The 14,952-nt window shown below is 67.3% G+C and carries 11 protein-coding genes and 1 pseudogene; all 12 read left to right on the forward strand.

Annotation, left to right across the window (positions count from 1 at the left end):
* The first annotated feature begins 204 nt into the window (after positions 1 to 204).
* The 12 genes and pseudogenes from AWC07_RS23970 to AWC07_RS24025 all read left to right on the forward strand — a co-directional run bounded on the left by AWC07_RS23970 (position 205) and on the right by AWC07_RS24025 (position 14,645).
* Complete coding sequence (locus AWC07_RS23970) at positions 205 to 504, forward strand: PE family protein (protein ID WP_036411185.1); 300 nt, start codon at positions 205 to 207, stop codon at positions 502 to 504.
* A 28-nt stretch (positions 505 to 532) separates the two neighbouring features.
* Entirely contained in the window at positions 533 to 1,672 is a 1,140-nt protein-coding gene (locus AWC07_RS23975; RefSeq protein WP_036411183.1) for a PPE family protein, read from the forward strand.
* A gap of 87 nt (positions 1,673 to 1,759) precedes the next feature.
* A pseudogene (locus AWC07_RS23980) lies at positions 1,760 to 2,073 on the forward strand (NAD-dependent epimerase/dehydratase family protein); the annotation flags it as partial.
* Between the two features lie 74 nt (positions 2,074 to 2,147).
* Positions 2,148 to 4,217 (forward strand): spermine/spermidine synthase domain-containing protein, encoded by a 2,070-nt coding sequence (locus AWC07_RS23985; protein WP_139829854.1) that lies wholly within the window; start codon positions 2,148 to 2,150, stop codon positions 4,215 to 4,217.
* A 317-nt stretch (positions 4,218 to 4,534) separates the two neighbouring features.
* Complete coding sequence (locus tag AWC07_RS23990) at positions 4,535 to 4,768, forward strand: NfeD family protein (RefSeq protein WP_036411193.1); 234 nt, start codon at positions 4,535 to 4,537, stop codon at positions 4,766 to 4,768.
* A gap of 28 nt (positions 4,769 to 4,796) precedes the next feature.
* Positions 4,797 to 5,933 carry an SPFH domain-containing protein gene (locus AWC07_RS23995; protein ID WP_036411179.1) on the forward strand — a complete coding sequence of 379 codons (1,137 nt, stop codon included), beginning with the start codon at positions 4,797 to 4,799 and terminating at the stop codon, positions 5,931 to 5,933.
* A gap of 189 nt (positions 5,934 to 6,122) precedes the next feature.
* Positions 6,123 to 6,608 (forward strand): GreA/GreB family elongation factor, encoded by a 486-nt coding sequence (locus AWC07_RS24000; RefSeq protein ID WP_036411178.1) that lies wholly within the window; start codon positions 6,123 to 6,125, stop codon positions 6,606 to 6,608.
* A gap of 136 nt (positions 6,609 to 6,744) precedes the next feature.
* Positions 6,745 to 7,110: a GtrA family protein gene (locus AWC07_RS24005; RefSeq protein WP_139829861.1), complete on the forward strand. Its 366-nt coding sequence runs from the start codon at positions 6,745 to 6,747 to the stop codon at positions 7,108 to 7,110.
* 86 nt (positions 7,111 to 7,196) lie between these two features.
* A complete protein-coding gene (gene dprE1, locus AWC07_RS24010) occupies positions 7,197 to 8,579 on the forward strand; it encodes a decaprenylphosphoryl-beta-D-ribose oxidase (RefSeq protein WP_036411174.1) in 1,383 nt (460 codons plus the stop codon).
* Positions 8,580 to 9,344, forward strand: coding sequence for a decaprenylphospho-beta-D-erythro-pentofuranosid-2-ulose 2-reductase (dprE2, locus tag AWC07_RS24015; RefSeq protein WP_036411172.1), 765 nt, complete (start codon positions 8,580 to 8,582; stop codon positions 9,342 to 9,344).
* A gap of 2 nt (positions 9,345 to 9,346) precedes the next feature.
* Positions 9,347 to 11,317, forward strand: a complete 1,971-nt coding sequence (locus tag AWC07_RS24020) for a galactan 5-O-arabinofuranosyltransferase (RefSeq protein ID WP_036411171.1) — start codon at positions 9,347 to 9,349, stop codon at positions 11,315 to 11,317.
* 106 nt (positions 11,318 to 11,423) lie between these two features.
* Positions 11,424 to 14,645, forward strand: a complete 3,222-nt coding sequence (locus tag AWC07_RS24025; RefSeq protein ID WP_051507876.1) for an arabinosyltransferase domain-containing protein — start codon at positions 11,424 to 11,426, stop codon at positions 14,643 to 14,645.
* Positions 14,646 to 14,952 lie beyond the last annotated feature (307 nt).

The following is a 14,952-nucleotide window of genomic DNA, read 5'->3' on the forward strand; positions in this document are numbered from 1 at the left end:
ATCGCGCATCACGCCAGGACCGATCCCCACAGGGGCCGGTGGCGGCAGGTTTGCACAGGTCCAGGCGCGCGGCCTGATTGCCGTCGACCGACTCGCTGAAATCTCGAGCACTACAACGAGCCCGACGACATCGGGACTATTCGAGCAATCGAGCAACAAACGCGTCGGCGGCAGCGGTGCCGACGTTTTCAAGGGAGGCAACCCATGTCATTTGTGACTGCACAACCGGAAGCGCTGGCGTCAGCGGCCGGCGATCTGCAGAGCATCGGTTCGGCAATCAGCGCCGGAAACGGGGCCGCAGCGGCTCCGACGACCGGCGTGGTGCCGGCGGCTACCGACGAAGTGTCGGTGCTGACCGCGACCCAATTCGCCGCGCACGCGCAGCTCTATCAGGCGGTGGCCGCCGAGGCCACAGCCATTCATGACCAGTTTGTCGCCGCCTTGGCGACCAGTGCCGGTTCCTATGCAGCCACCGAGGCCGCCAACGCGGCCGCAACCGGCTGAAGCGGCCAGTGATCGAAGGGATACGCGAATGGATTTCGGGGCGCTCCCACCGGAGATCAACTCCGCCAGAATGTATGCGGGTCCCGGCTCGGGGCCGATGCTGGCGGCCGCGGCCGGCTGGGATGAGCTGGCCGTCGAATTGAGTTCGGCGGCAGCATCTTACGAGGCGGTGATCTCGCGGTTGGTCGCCTTGTCCTGGCATGGTCCGGCGGCGACATGGATGGCGGGCGCAGCCGCGCCCTATGTGGCGTGGATGAACACCGCCGCTGCTCAGGCCGAGCAGGCAGCCGGCCAGGCCCGGGCCGCCGCGGCGGCCCATGCCGCGGCATTCGCGGCGACGGTGCCGCCGCCGGTGATTGCGGCCAACCGCAGCCTGTTGATGACGCTGATCGCCACCAACATCTTCGGGCAGAACACTCCGGCGATCGCGGCTACCGAGGCCCACTATGCGGAGATGTGGGCCCAGGATGCGGCGGCGATGTATGGCTACGCGGGCTCATCTGCGGCGGCGTCGATGTTGACGCCGTTCACCTCGCCGCAGCAGGTCGCCAACCCGGCCGGACTCGCCGCGCAAGGTGCGGTTGTGGCCCAGGTGAGCGGCAATTCGATCGTGACGAACACGCAGGCCGCACTGACCCAGGTGACCTCAATGCTGCCTTCGGCGTTGCAGGGCCTTGCCTCGCCGCTATCGTCACCGTCCTCGGCGCTGAGCTCGCTGAGTCCGATGCTGTCGGTGATGAGTTCGACCGCGTGGATAGCCAGCGCCGGACTGTCGACCGGAGAGAAGCTGAAGGGCCTGCTCCCGTCGGCCACCGCCGCATTGGCACCGGCAATTGCCGACGGGTTGGGTTCGGGCCTGCTCAGATCAGCCTCGGCCGGTTTGGTTGGCGGTAACGCTTCGGTGCTGTCGGCGGGTATGGGGCAGGCAGGCTTAGTCGGGTCGTTGTCGGTGCCACAGGCCTGGACCGCCGCTGCCCCGGCCCGAGCCGCCGCAGCCCTGGCGGGCACTGGCCTCGGTGCTGCTCCGGCCGCCGACGCGAGCGGACTGGGCGGCATGCTAGGGGGGTTGCCGTTGGCGGGTACGCCCGCTCGGGGCATAGCCGGTGTCGTACCTGACGCTCGATTCCTGGAACGGCCGCCCATGGTGCCTCGCTGGTCCATCGGATAACGGGAGACCCAGGCATCGAGGTGGTCCTGATCCCGGCGGAATGGCGCCACGCGGGTCCGGCGGTGGCCCATGTTCTTGCCGCCGCTCGCAGTTGCGGCGGTTCGTTTTAGCAGGGCTGTCAGCGACATTGTCGACGCATGCAGCTTGGTATTGCACACCCCGACGCTGCACGGCCGCGCGATCAACTTCGCCAGCGGCACCGACACGCGGGTGAAGGACATCGTCCAATACATCGTCGAATACATCGAGGACAAATTGGGCGCCACGATCGAACACCGCGCGGCTCGTCCCGGGGAAGTTCAACGGTTTCCCGCTGACATCTCACTAGCCAGGTGTATCGGATTCGGGATCAGCCGCAATACGCCTACGAGCAGGACGGATTCGAGGGCATGTCGATCTAGCTCAAGCCCGTCGCGATTCGGCGACTATTCGTTCAAGGGCCTCGACGGCGGTCACGACATGTCATGATGCGGCGGTGAGCTCCTCGCTGCGGGCCCGGACTTCGACCCGGCCCGGGCAACCGGCGCCCGAGCGGGCAACTGGGCGCGGCGCCCGGGCGGTCATCGCCCGGTTGCTGCTGGGCAGCTCGGCGATACTGTTCATCGAGCTCGTCCTGATCCGCTGGCTGGGGTCAAACGTGCTGCACCTGTCGTACTTCACCAACTTTGTGTTGCTCGGCTCGTTCCTGGGCATCGGCATCGGCTTCTTGATTTCCCGGAAATCCTGGTCGATCCTGCCGCTGTCCAGCGTGCTGCTGATGCTGCTGGTGCTCGCCGTGCATCTGTTTCCGATCAGATTGAACCGCGGCGGCAGCGACATCATCTACTTCACGTCGGTCAGCCCCAGCGGCCTGCCGGCCTGGATCGTGCTGCCGGCGGTCTTCGTTGTCGTGGCAGCATTGATGGCCGGACCGGGCGAGGTGGTCGGCCGCTGCTTCGGGCAACTCGATGCGCTCACCTGCTACCGCTGGGACCTGATCGGTTCGCTGCTCGGCATCGGCATGTTCACGCTGCTGTCCTTCCTGCGGGCGCCGTCGGTGGTGTGGGGGACGGTCGCCGCCGTCATCCTGGTGGCGCTGAATCAGCGCGGATTCAAAGTGGTGACCGCGATCTCGGGCGCCGGGCTGATCCTGGTCCTGCTCGCAGAGTCGATCACGGCCGGCGTCTCTTGGTCGCCTTATTACAAGGTGCAGACCTGGGGACATAGGTCGTGGGACGGCGCGACGCTGGTGGTGATCTCGGTCAACGGCATCCCGCACCAGGTGATGGCGCCGGCGGACTGGATTCTCACCCAGTCCGCTCCGGCCTACCAGCAATACCGCTTGCCCTACGAGCGGACGAACACGCTGCGCCTGGATAACGTGCTCGTCGTCGGGGCGGGGTCGGGGTCCGATGTCGCCATTGCATTGTCCAAGGGCGCTAAGCACGTTGACGCGGTGGACATCGACCCGCGGCTCGTGCAGATCGGCGTCAGGCGCAACCCCGACCAGCCTTACTCGGACCCGCGCGTCACCGTGCACATCAACGACGGCCGGGCCTTCCTGCAATCGACCGACGCCACCTACGACCTGATCCTGTTCGCGCTGCCGGACTCGCTGGCTCTGGTCAACGGCGCCTCGCAGATTCGCCTGGAATCGTTCCTGTTCACCGACCGCGCGCTACGGACGGCCTACGAGCACCTCAAGCCGAGCGGTGTCTTCGCGATGTACAACGCCTATCGCCAGCCCTGGCTCATCGACCGGCTGGCCGAGACGGCGGCCGCCGCCTTCGGACATCGGCCGTGTGTCGACCGGACGGCCAATCATCGTGCAGTGATCACCGTCGCGGTCGATCCGGCCAATCAGAAGTGCGCCGCGCCGTACGCACCGCTTAGCGCGGTCGTCGCGCCCGCCACCGACGACAGCCCGTTCCTCTACTACAAGGGCGGCGCGATCCCGGCGATGTATGTGTGGGCACTGGCCGGAATCATGCTGATCACGCTGCTTGCGGTTCGGCTGCTGGGCGGCTCGTTTCGATCGATGCGGTCCTACTTCGACCTCTTCTTCATGGGCGCCGCGTTCCTGCTACTGGAGACCAAGAACATCGCCACCTTCGCGCTGCTGTTCGGCACCACCTGGCTGGTGAACGCGCTGGTCTTCGCCTGCGTGCTGGTGATCGTCCTGGCGGCCGTCGAGACCACCCGGAAATTCCGCACTCCACCGCTTCCCGTGGTGTGGGGGGCCATCGTCGCGTCCCTGGCTATCGCGTATGTTGTCGACCCAGCCTGGTTGCTGAGTTGGCAGTTCTGGCCACGACTGCTCGTGGCCTGCGTGGTCGGGTTCCTGCCGATTTACCTGGCCAACATCGCCTTTGCCAAGCGCTTCGCCGCCACCGAGCACGCACAGTCCGCATTCGCCATCAACCTGCTCGGTTCCATTCTGGGGGGCTGCCTCGAATATGGCGCCCTGGTGACCGGCTACCGCAATCTGCTGATCGTCGTCGGGGTGCTCTACCTGCTGGCGTTCGTGCTGACCCCGAAGCGGGACGGGGCGCTGGTCACCGTCTGACCCCCGACCGGCCGCACCCGCGTTGAGATGCATTGCGCCAGAAACGATGCCGACGCCGGTGGTGGCGGCAAGGTACCGCACGACGGGGTGTCTCCGGTGATCCCCGGGTCACCCCGCGCCTGGAAGGGCGGCCGGCCGGCGACGTGCCGGATGTGGTGTCCGGCGCGACCAGCTGATGCGGCGCAGTGACCTATCAGCGACCTATCAGCGACGAACCTGGGACGTACCTGGGCCGAGCTTTCGTCACCCGCCAACCGCGGGGCTGACTACGGCGGCAAAACTCGACGCCGTGGCCCTTGAAGGAGCAGGATGCCTTCGTGAGCGACGCCTCGGTGATCGGTTGCGTTGGGACGTTGATCGTGGCAACCAGGGGTGCAGACGGTCCCGGCGAGGTCATACTTTCGGTGCGGGGCACCAGGGAGGCATTCCTGGCCCGCTCCGACGAACCGTTGCCGAAGGGCACCAACGTGTTGGTGGTTGGGGTTCGGGGTGCGAGAACGGTCATCGTCGAGCCCTGGACCGAAATGATCCCAACCGGACTTTTCTCGTAGAAACCGCGAAAGTGTAAGGAGTCCAACGATGCTCGGTTACAAGGTGCCCGCTCCCGACGAGGCGATGCTGATCTCCGGGGGTAAGGCCAAGGGCAACGTCCCCTTCCGGGTCGTCACCGGCCACGGCGCCTTCGTCGTCCCCTTCTTCCGGAAGGCCGCCTTCTTGACGTTGGCCATGTGCGAAGCCGAGGTTGCCGAGAAGTGCGTAACCCAGCAAGGAATCACGCTCAACGTCCGGGCCGTGATCGCGTTCAAGGTCGGCAACGACGCCGAGAGCATCATCGCTGCCGCACAGCGATTCCTGTCCGAGCAAGACCAGATGTCGGTGCTCACCGGCCGCATTTTCGCCGGTCACCTGCGCTCGATCATCGGCTCGATGACCGTCGAGGAGATCATCCGCGAGCGCCAGAAGCTGGCCACCGAGGTACTCGACGGCTCCAAGGAAGAGATGGCCCGGATCGGCCTGACCGTCGACGCGCTGCAAATACAGTCCATCGACGACGACGGACTTGGCTACATCGACGCGATGTCGGCGCCACATAACGCCGCGATCCAGCAGCAGGCCCAGATCGCCCAGGCGCGGGCCAACCAGGCCGCGGCCGAAGCCGAGCAGGAGTCGCAGCGCAAGCAGGCCGAGTTCGCCCGGCAAACCGCCATCGTCAAGGCGCAATACAAGGCCGAGATCGACAAGGCGCAAGCAGAGGCCGCGCAGGCCGGTCCGCTCGCCGAAGCCCAGGCCCAGCGAGAGGTGCTGCAAATGCGCACCGAATTGGCCGAGCGGGCCGCCGAGCTACGACAGCAGGAACTGGTCGCCGAGGTGGTCCGGCCGGCCGAGGCCGAAGCCGAACGGGTACGGATTCTGGCCGGCGCCGACGCGGAGAAAATGAAGATCCAGGCCGAAGCGGCGGCTTCGCACAATCGGGTGGCGCTGGACCGGATGCTCATCGACCAGCTGCCGGTGATCGTCGAGAAAGCCGCCCGTGGCCTGGCCGGGGCGAATCTGACCGTGCTGAACGGCGCCGAAGGGCTCAGCCAGGTGGCTGCCGGGCTGGTGTCGCAAGGTGTGGCCATCTTCGACGCGCTGCGCGGCGGAGCACTCGACTACGACGAGGACTCCGACAACGTGGTGTCGCCGCTCACCGGCGGCGCCAAAGAGGGTGCGTAACGACGTGACCGGCACGCCGATCCGGGCGACTGGGCCGCCCGACGGTTAACGGCGCGACTAACCGGCTATATCCGCTTGGCGAATATCAGTGACGGCCGGCCGTTGGTGGTGTAACACTGAAGCGCCGCGATTCCGATGAGCAATCGGTACCGGCACCTACCGGCAACCTGGGGCGAAAGGTCTGCGGACGTGAGCGAGGAAGTCCAATCAACGGGGCTGGCGGAAGCGGCACGCGATCACCTCGCCGCCGAGCTGGCCAGGCTGCGGCAACGCCACGACCGCCTTGAGATCGAGGTAAAGAATGATCGCGGCATGATCGGCGACCACGGCGACGCCGCCGAGGCAATCCAGCGCGCCGACGAGCTCGCCGTCCTCGCGGACCGGATCAACGACCTGGACCGCCGGCTGAAGTCCGGGCCGCTGCGCGAGACCGGGTCCGACGCGCTGCCCGGTGGCACCGAGGTGACGTTGCGGTTTCCCGACGGTGAGGTCGTCACGATGCACGTGATCTCCGTCATCGAAGAGAGCCCCGAAGGCCACGAAGCGGAAACGCTGACCGCCAACAGCCCGCTCGGTCAGGCGCTCGCCGGGCGTCAACCCGGCGACACCGTCACCTACTCCACCCCCCGGGGACCCAGTCAGGTCGAGCTGATCGCAATGAAGTTGCCCACCTGATCGGCTGACGCGCGGCATCGGAAGGCACCCGGTGCGTCGGCCGGCCCGGTTAGACTTCCCCCCGATGATCCCGCCCGAGCCTGATCCCACGCCCACGCGCGAGCACCATCAGCACCTGCATCTGACGACTCAGATGGTGCGTTTCGTCGTCACCGGCGGTTTCGCGGCGATCGTCGACTTCAGCGTCTACGTTGCGCTCTACAAAGGGGCGGGCCTGCAGGTTGACCTGTCGAAGTTCATCAGCGTCATCGTCGGCACCATCACCGCCTACCTGATCAACCGCCGATGGACCTTCCAGGCCTCACCGAGCAGCGCGCGGTTCGCCGCGGTCATGGGCCTTTACGGGGTTACCTTCGCCGTGCAGGTCGGGCTCAATCATCTCTGCCTGGCGCTGCTGCACTACCGGGGGTGGGCGATACCCGTCGCGTTCGTGATCGCGCAGGGCACCGCCACGGTGATCAACTTCGTCGTGCAGCGAGCGGTGATCTTCCGCATCCGCTGAGCGGACCGCGACCTTGGCTCGTTACCTCCGCTGCCGGACGTCGGCGTCCCGCAACGTCACCGCGGGAGGCGGTACCCTCTTTGACGATGTCGAGCAACGCCAGTTCCACCACTCCCACCCGGCTGACCGGGTGGGGCCGCACCGCGCCGTCGGTGGCCGACGTGCTGCGCACACCCGATCCGGAGGTGATCGCCAAGGCGGTGGCCCGGGTGGCCGACTCCGGTACCCGCGGTGTGATCGCCCGCGGCCTGGGCCGCTCCTACGGCGACAACGCGCAAAACGGCGGCGGCCTGGTGATCGACATGAGCGGACTGAACAACATCCACTCCATCAGCGCCGACACCAAACTGGCCGACGTCGACGCCGGCGTCAACCTCGACCAGCTGATGAAGGCCGCCCTGCCGTTCGGGCTGTGGGTGCCGGTGCTGCCCGGCACCCGCCAAGTCACCGTCGGCGGCGCGATCGCCTGCGACATCCACGGCAAGAACCACCACAGCGCGGGCAGCTTCGGCAACCATGTGCGGTCGATGGACCTGCTGCTGGCCAACGGCGAGGTCCGGCGGATCGCCCCGGACGGTGACGAGGCCGAATTGTTCTGGGCCACCGTCGGCGGCAACGGGCTGACCGGGATCATCCTGCGCGCCACCATCGAGATGACACCCACCGAAACCGCGTACTTCATCGCCGACGGTGACGTCACCGCCACCCTGGACGAAACCATCGCCCTGCACAGCGATGGCAGCGAAGCGCGCTACACCTATTCCAGCGCCTGGTTCGACGCGATCAGCGCCCCCCCGAAGCTGGGCCGGGCGGCGGTGTCTCGGGGCTGTTTGGCCAAGCTCGACCAGCTGCCCGACAAACTGCGGCGCAATCCGCTGAAATTCGATGCGCCCCAACTACTTACGTTTCCCGACGTGTTCCCCAACGGGCTGGCCAACAAGTACACCTTCGGGCCGATCGGCGAGCTGTGGTACCGCAAGTCCGGAACCTACCGCGGCAAGATCCAGAACCTGACGCAGTTCTACCACCCGCTGGACATGTTCGGTGAATGGAACCGCGCCTACGGTCCGGCGGGTTTTCTGCAGTACCAGTTCGTGATTCCCACCGAGGCGGTCGACGAGTTCAAGAAGATCATCCGCGACATCCAGGCCAGCGGCCACTACTCGTTTCTCAACGTGTTCAAGTTGTTCGGCCCCGGCAACCGGGCACCACTGAGCTTTCCCATCCCGGGCTGGAACATCTGCGTCGACTTTCCGATCAAGGCCGGCCTGAACGAGTTCGTCAGCGAACTCGACCGCCGGGTACTGGAATTCGGCGGCCGGCTCTACACCGCCAAGGATTCCCGCACCACCGCCGAAACCTTCCACGCCATGTATCCGCGCATCGACGAATGGATCGCCGTGCGCCGCAAGGTCGACCCGCTGCGGGTGTTCGCCTCCGACCTGGCCCGACGTTTGGAGCTGCTCTAAATGGTGCTTGATGCCGTGGGGAACCCCCAGTCCATCCTGCTGCTGGGCGGCACGTCCGAAATCGGGCTGGCCATCTGCGAGCGCTACCTGCGCAACGCCCCGGCCCGCATCGTGCTGGCCTGCCTGCCCGACGACCCGGGCCGCGACGACGCGGTCGCTGCGATGAAGGCCGCCGGCGCGCGGTCGGTGGAACTCGTCGACTTCGACGCGGTGGACACCGAAAGCCACCCGAAGGTGATCGAGCAGTGCTTTGCCGATGGTGACATAGACGTGGCCATTGTCGCGTTCGGATTGCTCGGTGATGCCGAAGAGCTGTGGCAGAACCAGCGCAAGGCGGTGCAGATCGCCGAGATCAACTACACCGCGGCGGTTTCGGTGGGCGTGCTGCTGGCCGAGAAGATGCGCGCCCAGGGCTTCGGCCAAATCATCGCGATGAGCACCGTGGCCGGCGAACGGGTGCGCCGGTCCAACTTCGTCTACGGCTCCACCAAGGCCGGCCTGGACGGCTTCTACCTGGGTTTGTCAGAGGCGTTGCGCGAGTATGGGGTTCGGGTTCTGGTGATACGGCCGGGCCAGGTCCGTACCCGGATGAGCGCGCATATCAAGGAAGCTCCGCTGACCGTCGACAAGGAGTACGTCGCCAACCTCGCGGTGACCGCGGCCGCAAAAGGTAAGGAATTGGTTTGGGCGCCAGCAGCATTCCGTTACGTGATGATGGTGTTGCGACACATCCCGAGAAGCATCTTCCGCAAGCTGCCCATCTGAGCATGCCGGGCGCCCGCAACGCGCTGGCCACTATTGGCCAGATGGCCCTGGCAGCGCTGGTGGCTGTGGTCGTAGCCGTGGTGTCACTGAACGCTATTTCGCGGGTGGAGTGGCCGGCTTACCCGTCGTCCAACCAGTTGCATGCGCTGACCACCGTCGGCCAGGTCAGCTGTCTGGCCGGGCTGCTCGCCGTCGGCTGGGTGTGGCGCTTGGGGCGGTTTCGCCGGCTGGCGCGGCTGGGCGGGCTGGTGCTGGTGTCGGCGTTCACCGTGGTGACGCTGGGCATGCCGCTGGGAGCCACCAAGCTGTACCTGTTCGGGATCTCGGTCGACCAGCAATTCCGTACCGAGTATCTGACCCGGCTCGCCGACAGCCCCGCCCTGCAGGACATGACCTACCGCGGGCTGCCGCCGTTCTATCCACCGGGCTGGTTCTGGATCGGCGGGCGCGCCGCCGCGCTGACCGGCACACCGGCCTGGGAGATGTTCAAGCCGTGGGCCATCACGTCGATCACCATGGCGGTCGCAGTTGCGCTGGTGCTGTGGTGGCGGATGATCCGCTTCGAGTACGCGCTGCTGGTCACCATCGCCACGGCGGCGGTGACGCTGGCCTACAGCTCACCGGAGCCGTACGCCGCGATGATCACCGTGCTGCTGCCGCCGGTGCTGGTGCTGACCTGGTCGGGGCTGCGCGCCGGCGATCGCCGCCGCGAGCGTGACGCCACAGTCACGCCCGAAGCCGAGCGTGACAATGGCGTCACACGCGCCTTGACGATGAGGACGGACGGTTGGGCCGCCGTCGTCGGCGCCGGTGTCTTCCTGGGCTTCGCGGCGACCTGGTACACGCTGCTGGTGGCCTACAGCGCGTTCACGGTCGCGCTGATGGCGCTGCTGCTGGCCGGGTCCCGGTGGCGGCGCGGCGGCCTCAAGGCGGCCGTCGACCCGCTGCGCCGGCTGGCCGCCATCGCCGTCATCGCGGCCGCCATCGGCTCCACCACCTGGCTGCCGTATCTGCTGCGGGCGGCCCGCGACCCGGTCAGCAACACCGGCAGCGCCCAGCACTACTTGCCGGCCGACGGCGCCGAACTGACCTTCCCGATGCTGCAGTTCTCGCTGCTGGGAGCGCTGTGCCTGCTGGGCACCCTGTGGCTAGTGATCCGGGCGCGGTCCTCGACCCGGGCCGGCGCACTGGCCATCGGTGTGCTGGCCGTCTACCTGTGGTCGCTGCTGTCGATGCTGACCACGCTGGCCCGCACCACGCTGTTGTCGTTTCGGCTGCAGCCGACGTTGACCGTGCTGCTGGCCGCAGCGGGAGCGTTCGGCTTCGTCGAGGCAGCACAGGCGCTGGCCGTAAGGCGGCACGCTGTACTCCCGGTAGCCGGCGCGATCGGACTGGCCGGCGCCATCGCGTTCAGCCAGGACATCCCCGACGTGCTGCGACCCGACCTGACCATCGCCTACACCGACACCGACGGCCACGGCCAGCGCGGTGACCGGCGACCGCCCGGCTCCGAGAAGTACTACCCGGCCATCGACGCCGCCATTCGGAAGGTCACCGGCAAACCGCGCGATCAGCTCGTGGTGCTTACCGCCGACTACAGCTTCCTGTCGTACTACCCCTATTGGGGTTTCCAGGGATTGACCTCGCACTACGCCAACCCGCTGGCGCAGTTCGACAAGCGCGCCACCCACATCGAGAGCTGGGCCAAGCTCAAGACCGCCGACGAGTTCATCGCCGCCCTGGACAAGCTGCCCTGGCCCGGGCCGACGGTGTTCCTGATGCGCGGTGGCCCCAATACCGGCACAGCTAACGCCTACACCCTGCGGCTGGCCGAAGACGTCTACCCCAACCAGCCCAACGTCCGTCGCTACACCGTGGGCCTGAAGGCCGCCCTCTTTGCCGACCCGCGTTTCAGCGTCGAGACCATAGGCCCTTTCGTCTTGGCCGTTCGCAAACCGGCGCCGGGTGCCTGATGGCCACCGAAACCGCAGCGGATGCACTGCAACGCCCCGGCCTGATTGCCGGACTCCTCAGCGGGCCCCACCGGCCCGCATCGTCGCCCGGCTACCATCTACCTCCGTGAGCGATGCGGGAGCAAACTACCGGATCGCCCGGTTCGTCGCCGCCGTCGCGGGCCTGCTCGGGACCATCCTGGCGCTGGCCACCCCGCTGCTGCCGGTCAAGCAGACCACCGCGCAACTGAACTGGCCGCAAGGCAGCACTTTTACCAGCGTCGAGGCGCCGCTGATCGGCTATGTAGCCACCGAACTGACCATCAGCATCCCCTGCCAGGCCGCCGCCGGACTGGCCGGGCCGCAGAACACCGGCAAGACCGTGCTGCTGTCGACGGTGCCCAAGCAGGCCCCCAACGCCGTCGACCGTGGGCTGCTCATCCAGCGCGCCAACGACGACCTGGTGCTGGTGGTACGCAATGTCCCGGTGGTCAGCGCCCCGCTGAGCCAGGTGCTGAGCCCCGCATGTCAGCAGCTGACGTTTACCGCTCACGCCGACAAGGTCGCCGCCGAATTCGTGGGGCTCAAACAGGGTCCCAACACCGAACATCCCGGCGAGCCGCTGCACGGGGAACGCGGCGGCTACGACTTTCGGCCGCAGATCGTCGGGGTGTTCACCGATCTGTCCGGCCCGACACCGCCGGGCCTGAGCTTCTCGGCGACCGTCGACACCCGCTACAGCAGCAGCCCCACCCCGCTGAAGATGGCCGCGATGATCCTCGGCCTGCTGTCCACCGCCGTCGCCCTGGTGGCACTGCACGTCCTCGACACCGCCGACGGCACTCGCCACCGGCGCATCCTGCCGCAGCGCTGGTGGTCGGTCGGCGGGCTGGACGCGCTGGTCATCGCCGTGCTGGTGTGGTGGCACTTCGTCGGCGCCAACACCTCCGATGACGGCTACATCCTGACCATGGCCCGGGTGTCCGAACACGCGGGCTACATGGCGAACTATTACCGCTGGTTCGGCACACCCGAGGCGCCCTTCGGCTGGTACTACGACCTGCTGGCAATGTGGGCGCACGTCACCACGGCCAGCGTCTGGATGCGGCTGCCCACCCTGGCGATGGCACTGATGTGCTGGTGGTTGATCAGCCGCGAGGTCATCCCCCGTCTCGGCCACGCCGTCAAACACAGCCGCGCGGCGGCGTGGACGGCGGCGGGCATGTTCCTGGCAGTCTGGCTGCCGCTGAACAACGGCCTGCGGCCCGAGCCGATCATCGCCCTGGGCATCCTGCTGACCTGGTGTTCGGTGGAGCGCGCGGTGGCCACCAGCCGGCTGCTGCCGGTGGCGATCGCCTGCATCCTCGGTGCGCTGACACTGTTCTCCGGGCCCACCGGCATCGCCTCGATCGGCGCGCTGCTGGTTGCGATCGGGCCGCTGCGGACCATCCTGCACCGGCGCTACAAACAGTTCGGCGCGCTGCCGCTGCTGGCGCCGTTGCTCGCCGCGGCCACCGTCACCGCGATCCTGATCTTCCGCGACCAGACATTTGCCGGCGCGACCGGGGCCAGCCTGCTCAAGCGTGCCGTCGGGCCCAGCCTCAAGTGGTTCGACGAACACATCCGCTACGAGCGGCTGTTCATGGCCAGCCCCGACGGGTCGGTGGCCCGCCGCTTCGCGGTGCTGGCGCTGGTCGTCGCGCTCGCCGTCGCGGTGGCAATGTCGTTGCGCAAAGGGCGAATTCCGGGCACCGCGGCCGGGCCCAGCCGTCGCATCATCGGGATCACCATCATCTCGTTCCTGGCCATGATGTTCACCCCGACGAAATGGACCCACCACTTCGGGGTGTTCGCCGGGCTGGCCGGCTCACTGGGGGCGCTGGCCGCGGTCGCGGTGAGCGGGGCGGCGTTGCGGTCCCGACGCAACCGCACCGTGTTCGCCGCCGTGGTGATCTTTGTGATGGCGTTGTCCTTCGCCAGTGTCAACGGCTGGTGGTACGTATCCAATTTCGGTGTGCCATGGTCGAATTCATTCCCGAAGTGGCGCTGGTCGCTTACCACCGCACTGCTCGAGCTCTCGGTCGTGGTGCTGATGGTGGCGGCATGGTTTCACTTCGTCGACACCGACGACGGGCCGCCCAGGACCCGGATCGGGGCACGGCTGGCCCGGATAACCCAGTCTCCGTTGGCAATTGCGACGTGGCTGCTGGTAATCATGGAAGTCGCGTCGCTGACCCTGGGGATGATTTCCCAGTACCCGGCGTGGTCCGTCGGCCGGTCCAACCTGCAAGCTGTCACCGGCAAGAGGTGCGGGCTGGCCGAAGACGTGCTGGTGGAGCTCGATCCCGAGGCCGGTATGCTGCCCCCGATGAGCGCCCCGGTAGCCGAGGCGCTGGGTGCCGGCCTTTCAGAAGCGTTCACTCCCAACGGAATTCCCGCTGACGTCTCGGCCGACCCGGTGATGGAACGTCCGGGCGATCGCAGCTTCATCAACGACGACGGGCTGGTCACCGGCACCGAGGCCGGCACCGAAGGCGGCACCACCGCCGCACCAGGGATCAACGGCTCCCGCGCCCGGCTGCCGTTCAACCTCGATCCCGCCCGAACCCCGGTGCTGGGCAGCTGGCGGGCCGGCATCCAGGTGCCGGCCCTGCTCCGGTCGGGCTGGTATCGCCTGCCCCCCAAGGAGGAACGCAACAAGACACCGCTGCTGGTCGTTTCGGCGGCCGGCCGCTTCGACCCCCGTGAAGTCCAGGTGCAATGGGCCACCGACGACCAAGCGGCGGCTGGAAAGCCGAGTGGGTCCATGAGTTTTGCCGACGTCGGCGCCGCGCCCGCCTGGCGCAACCTGCGGGCGCCGCTGTCGGCCATTCCCGACAGCGCCACCCAGATTCGCCTGGTGGCCGACGACGAGGACCTGGCTCCGCAGCACTGGATCGCCTTGACACCGCCGCGGATTCCACGGCTGCGCACGCTGCAGGACGTGGTGGGCTCCAAGGATCCGGTGTTCCTGGACTGGCTGGTCGGGCTGGCATTCCCGTGCCAGCGACCGTTCGGCCATCAAAACGGCGTCACCGACACGCCGAAATGGCGGATCCTGCCGGACCGGTTCGGCGCCGAGGCCAACTCGCCCGTCATGGACAAGAACGGCGGCGGCCCGCTGGGCATCACCGAGTTGCTGCTGCGCGCAACGACGGTCGCCAGCTATCTCAAGGACGACTGGTTCCGGGACTGGGGTTCCCTGCAGCGGCTGACCCCTTATTACCCCGACGCCGAGCCGGCACGCTTGCAGCTGGGCACGGTGACCCGTAGCGGTTTGTGGAATCCGGCGCCGTTGCGCAAGGGGTAATACCGGCAGGCAAGTCCGGGTTCAGAAGCTGTCCTAGCTAGGCCGTTGAGAAGTCGGCGACCGGGTCGCGCGCGGCCCGCGCCGCGCACTGTAGGCCCGAAGCTCGACCGCTGGGGTTGCACCAGCTGAGCGCGCACCCCACCCCAGCACCCCACCGTCCGAGCCCGCGCTGGCTGCGCCGAGACTGCGCGCACATCGCCGTTCAGCGCCGGCTTCACGCGACTGACGCAGACTCGACCGCAATAACCGCCCACGCTGTCCGGCCCCGCATCTCAAAGCCACTCAGCCTCGTCGCCTACGATCGACC

It is taken from the genome of Mycobacterium gastri (assembly GCF_002102175.1).
GTDB lineage: Bacteria > Actinomycetota > Actinomycetes > Mycobacteriales > Mycobacteriaceae > Mycobacterium > Mycobacterium gastri.

What these genes read in the sequence shown, in the direction of transcription:
- AWC07_RS23995 (WP_036411179.1), top strand. Translation starts at nt 4,797, where the DNA reads ATGCTCGGTTACAAGGTGCCCGCTCCCGACGAGGCGATGCTGATCTCC.
- AWC07_RS23970 (WP_036411185.1), top strand. Translation starts at nt 205, where the DNA reads ATGTCATTTGTGACTGCACAACCGGAAGCGCTGGCGTCAGCGGCCGGC.
- dprE1 (WP_036411174.1), top strand. Translation starts at nt 7,197, where the DNA reads ATGTCGAGCAACGCCAGTTCCACCACTCCCACCCGGCTGACCGGGTGG.
- dprE2 (WP_036411172.1), top strand. Translation starts at nt 8,580, where the DNA reads ATGGTGCTTGATGCCGTGGGGAACCCCCAGTCCATCCTGCTGCTGGGC.
- AWC07_RS23975 (WP_036411183.1), top strand. Translation starts at nt 533, where the DNA reads ATGGATTTCGGGGCGCTCCCACCGGAGATCAACTCCGCCAGAATGTAT.
- AWC07_RS24020 (WP_036411171.1), top strand. Translation starts at nt 9,347, where the DNA reads ATGCCGGGCGCCCGCAACGCGCTGGCCACTATTGGCCAGATGGCCCTG.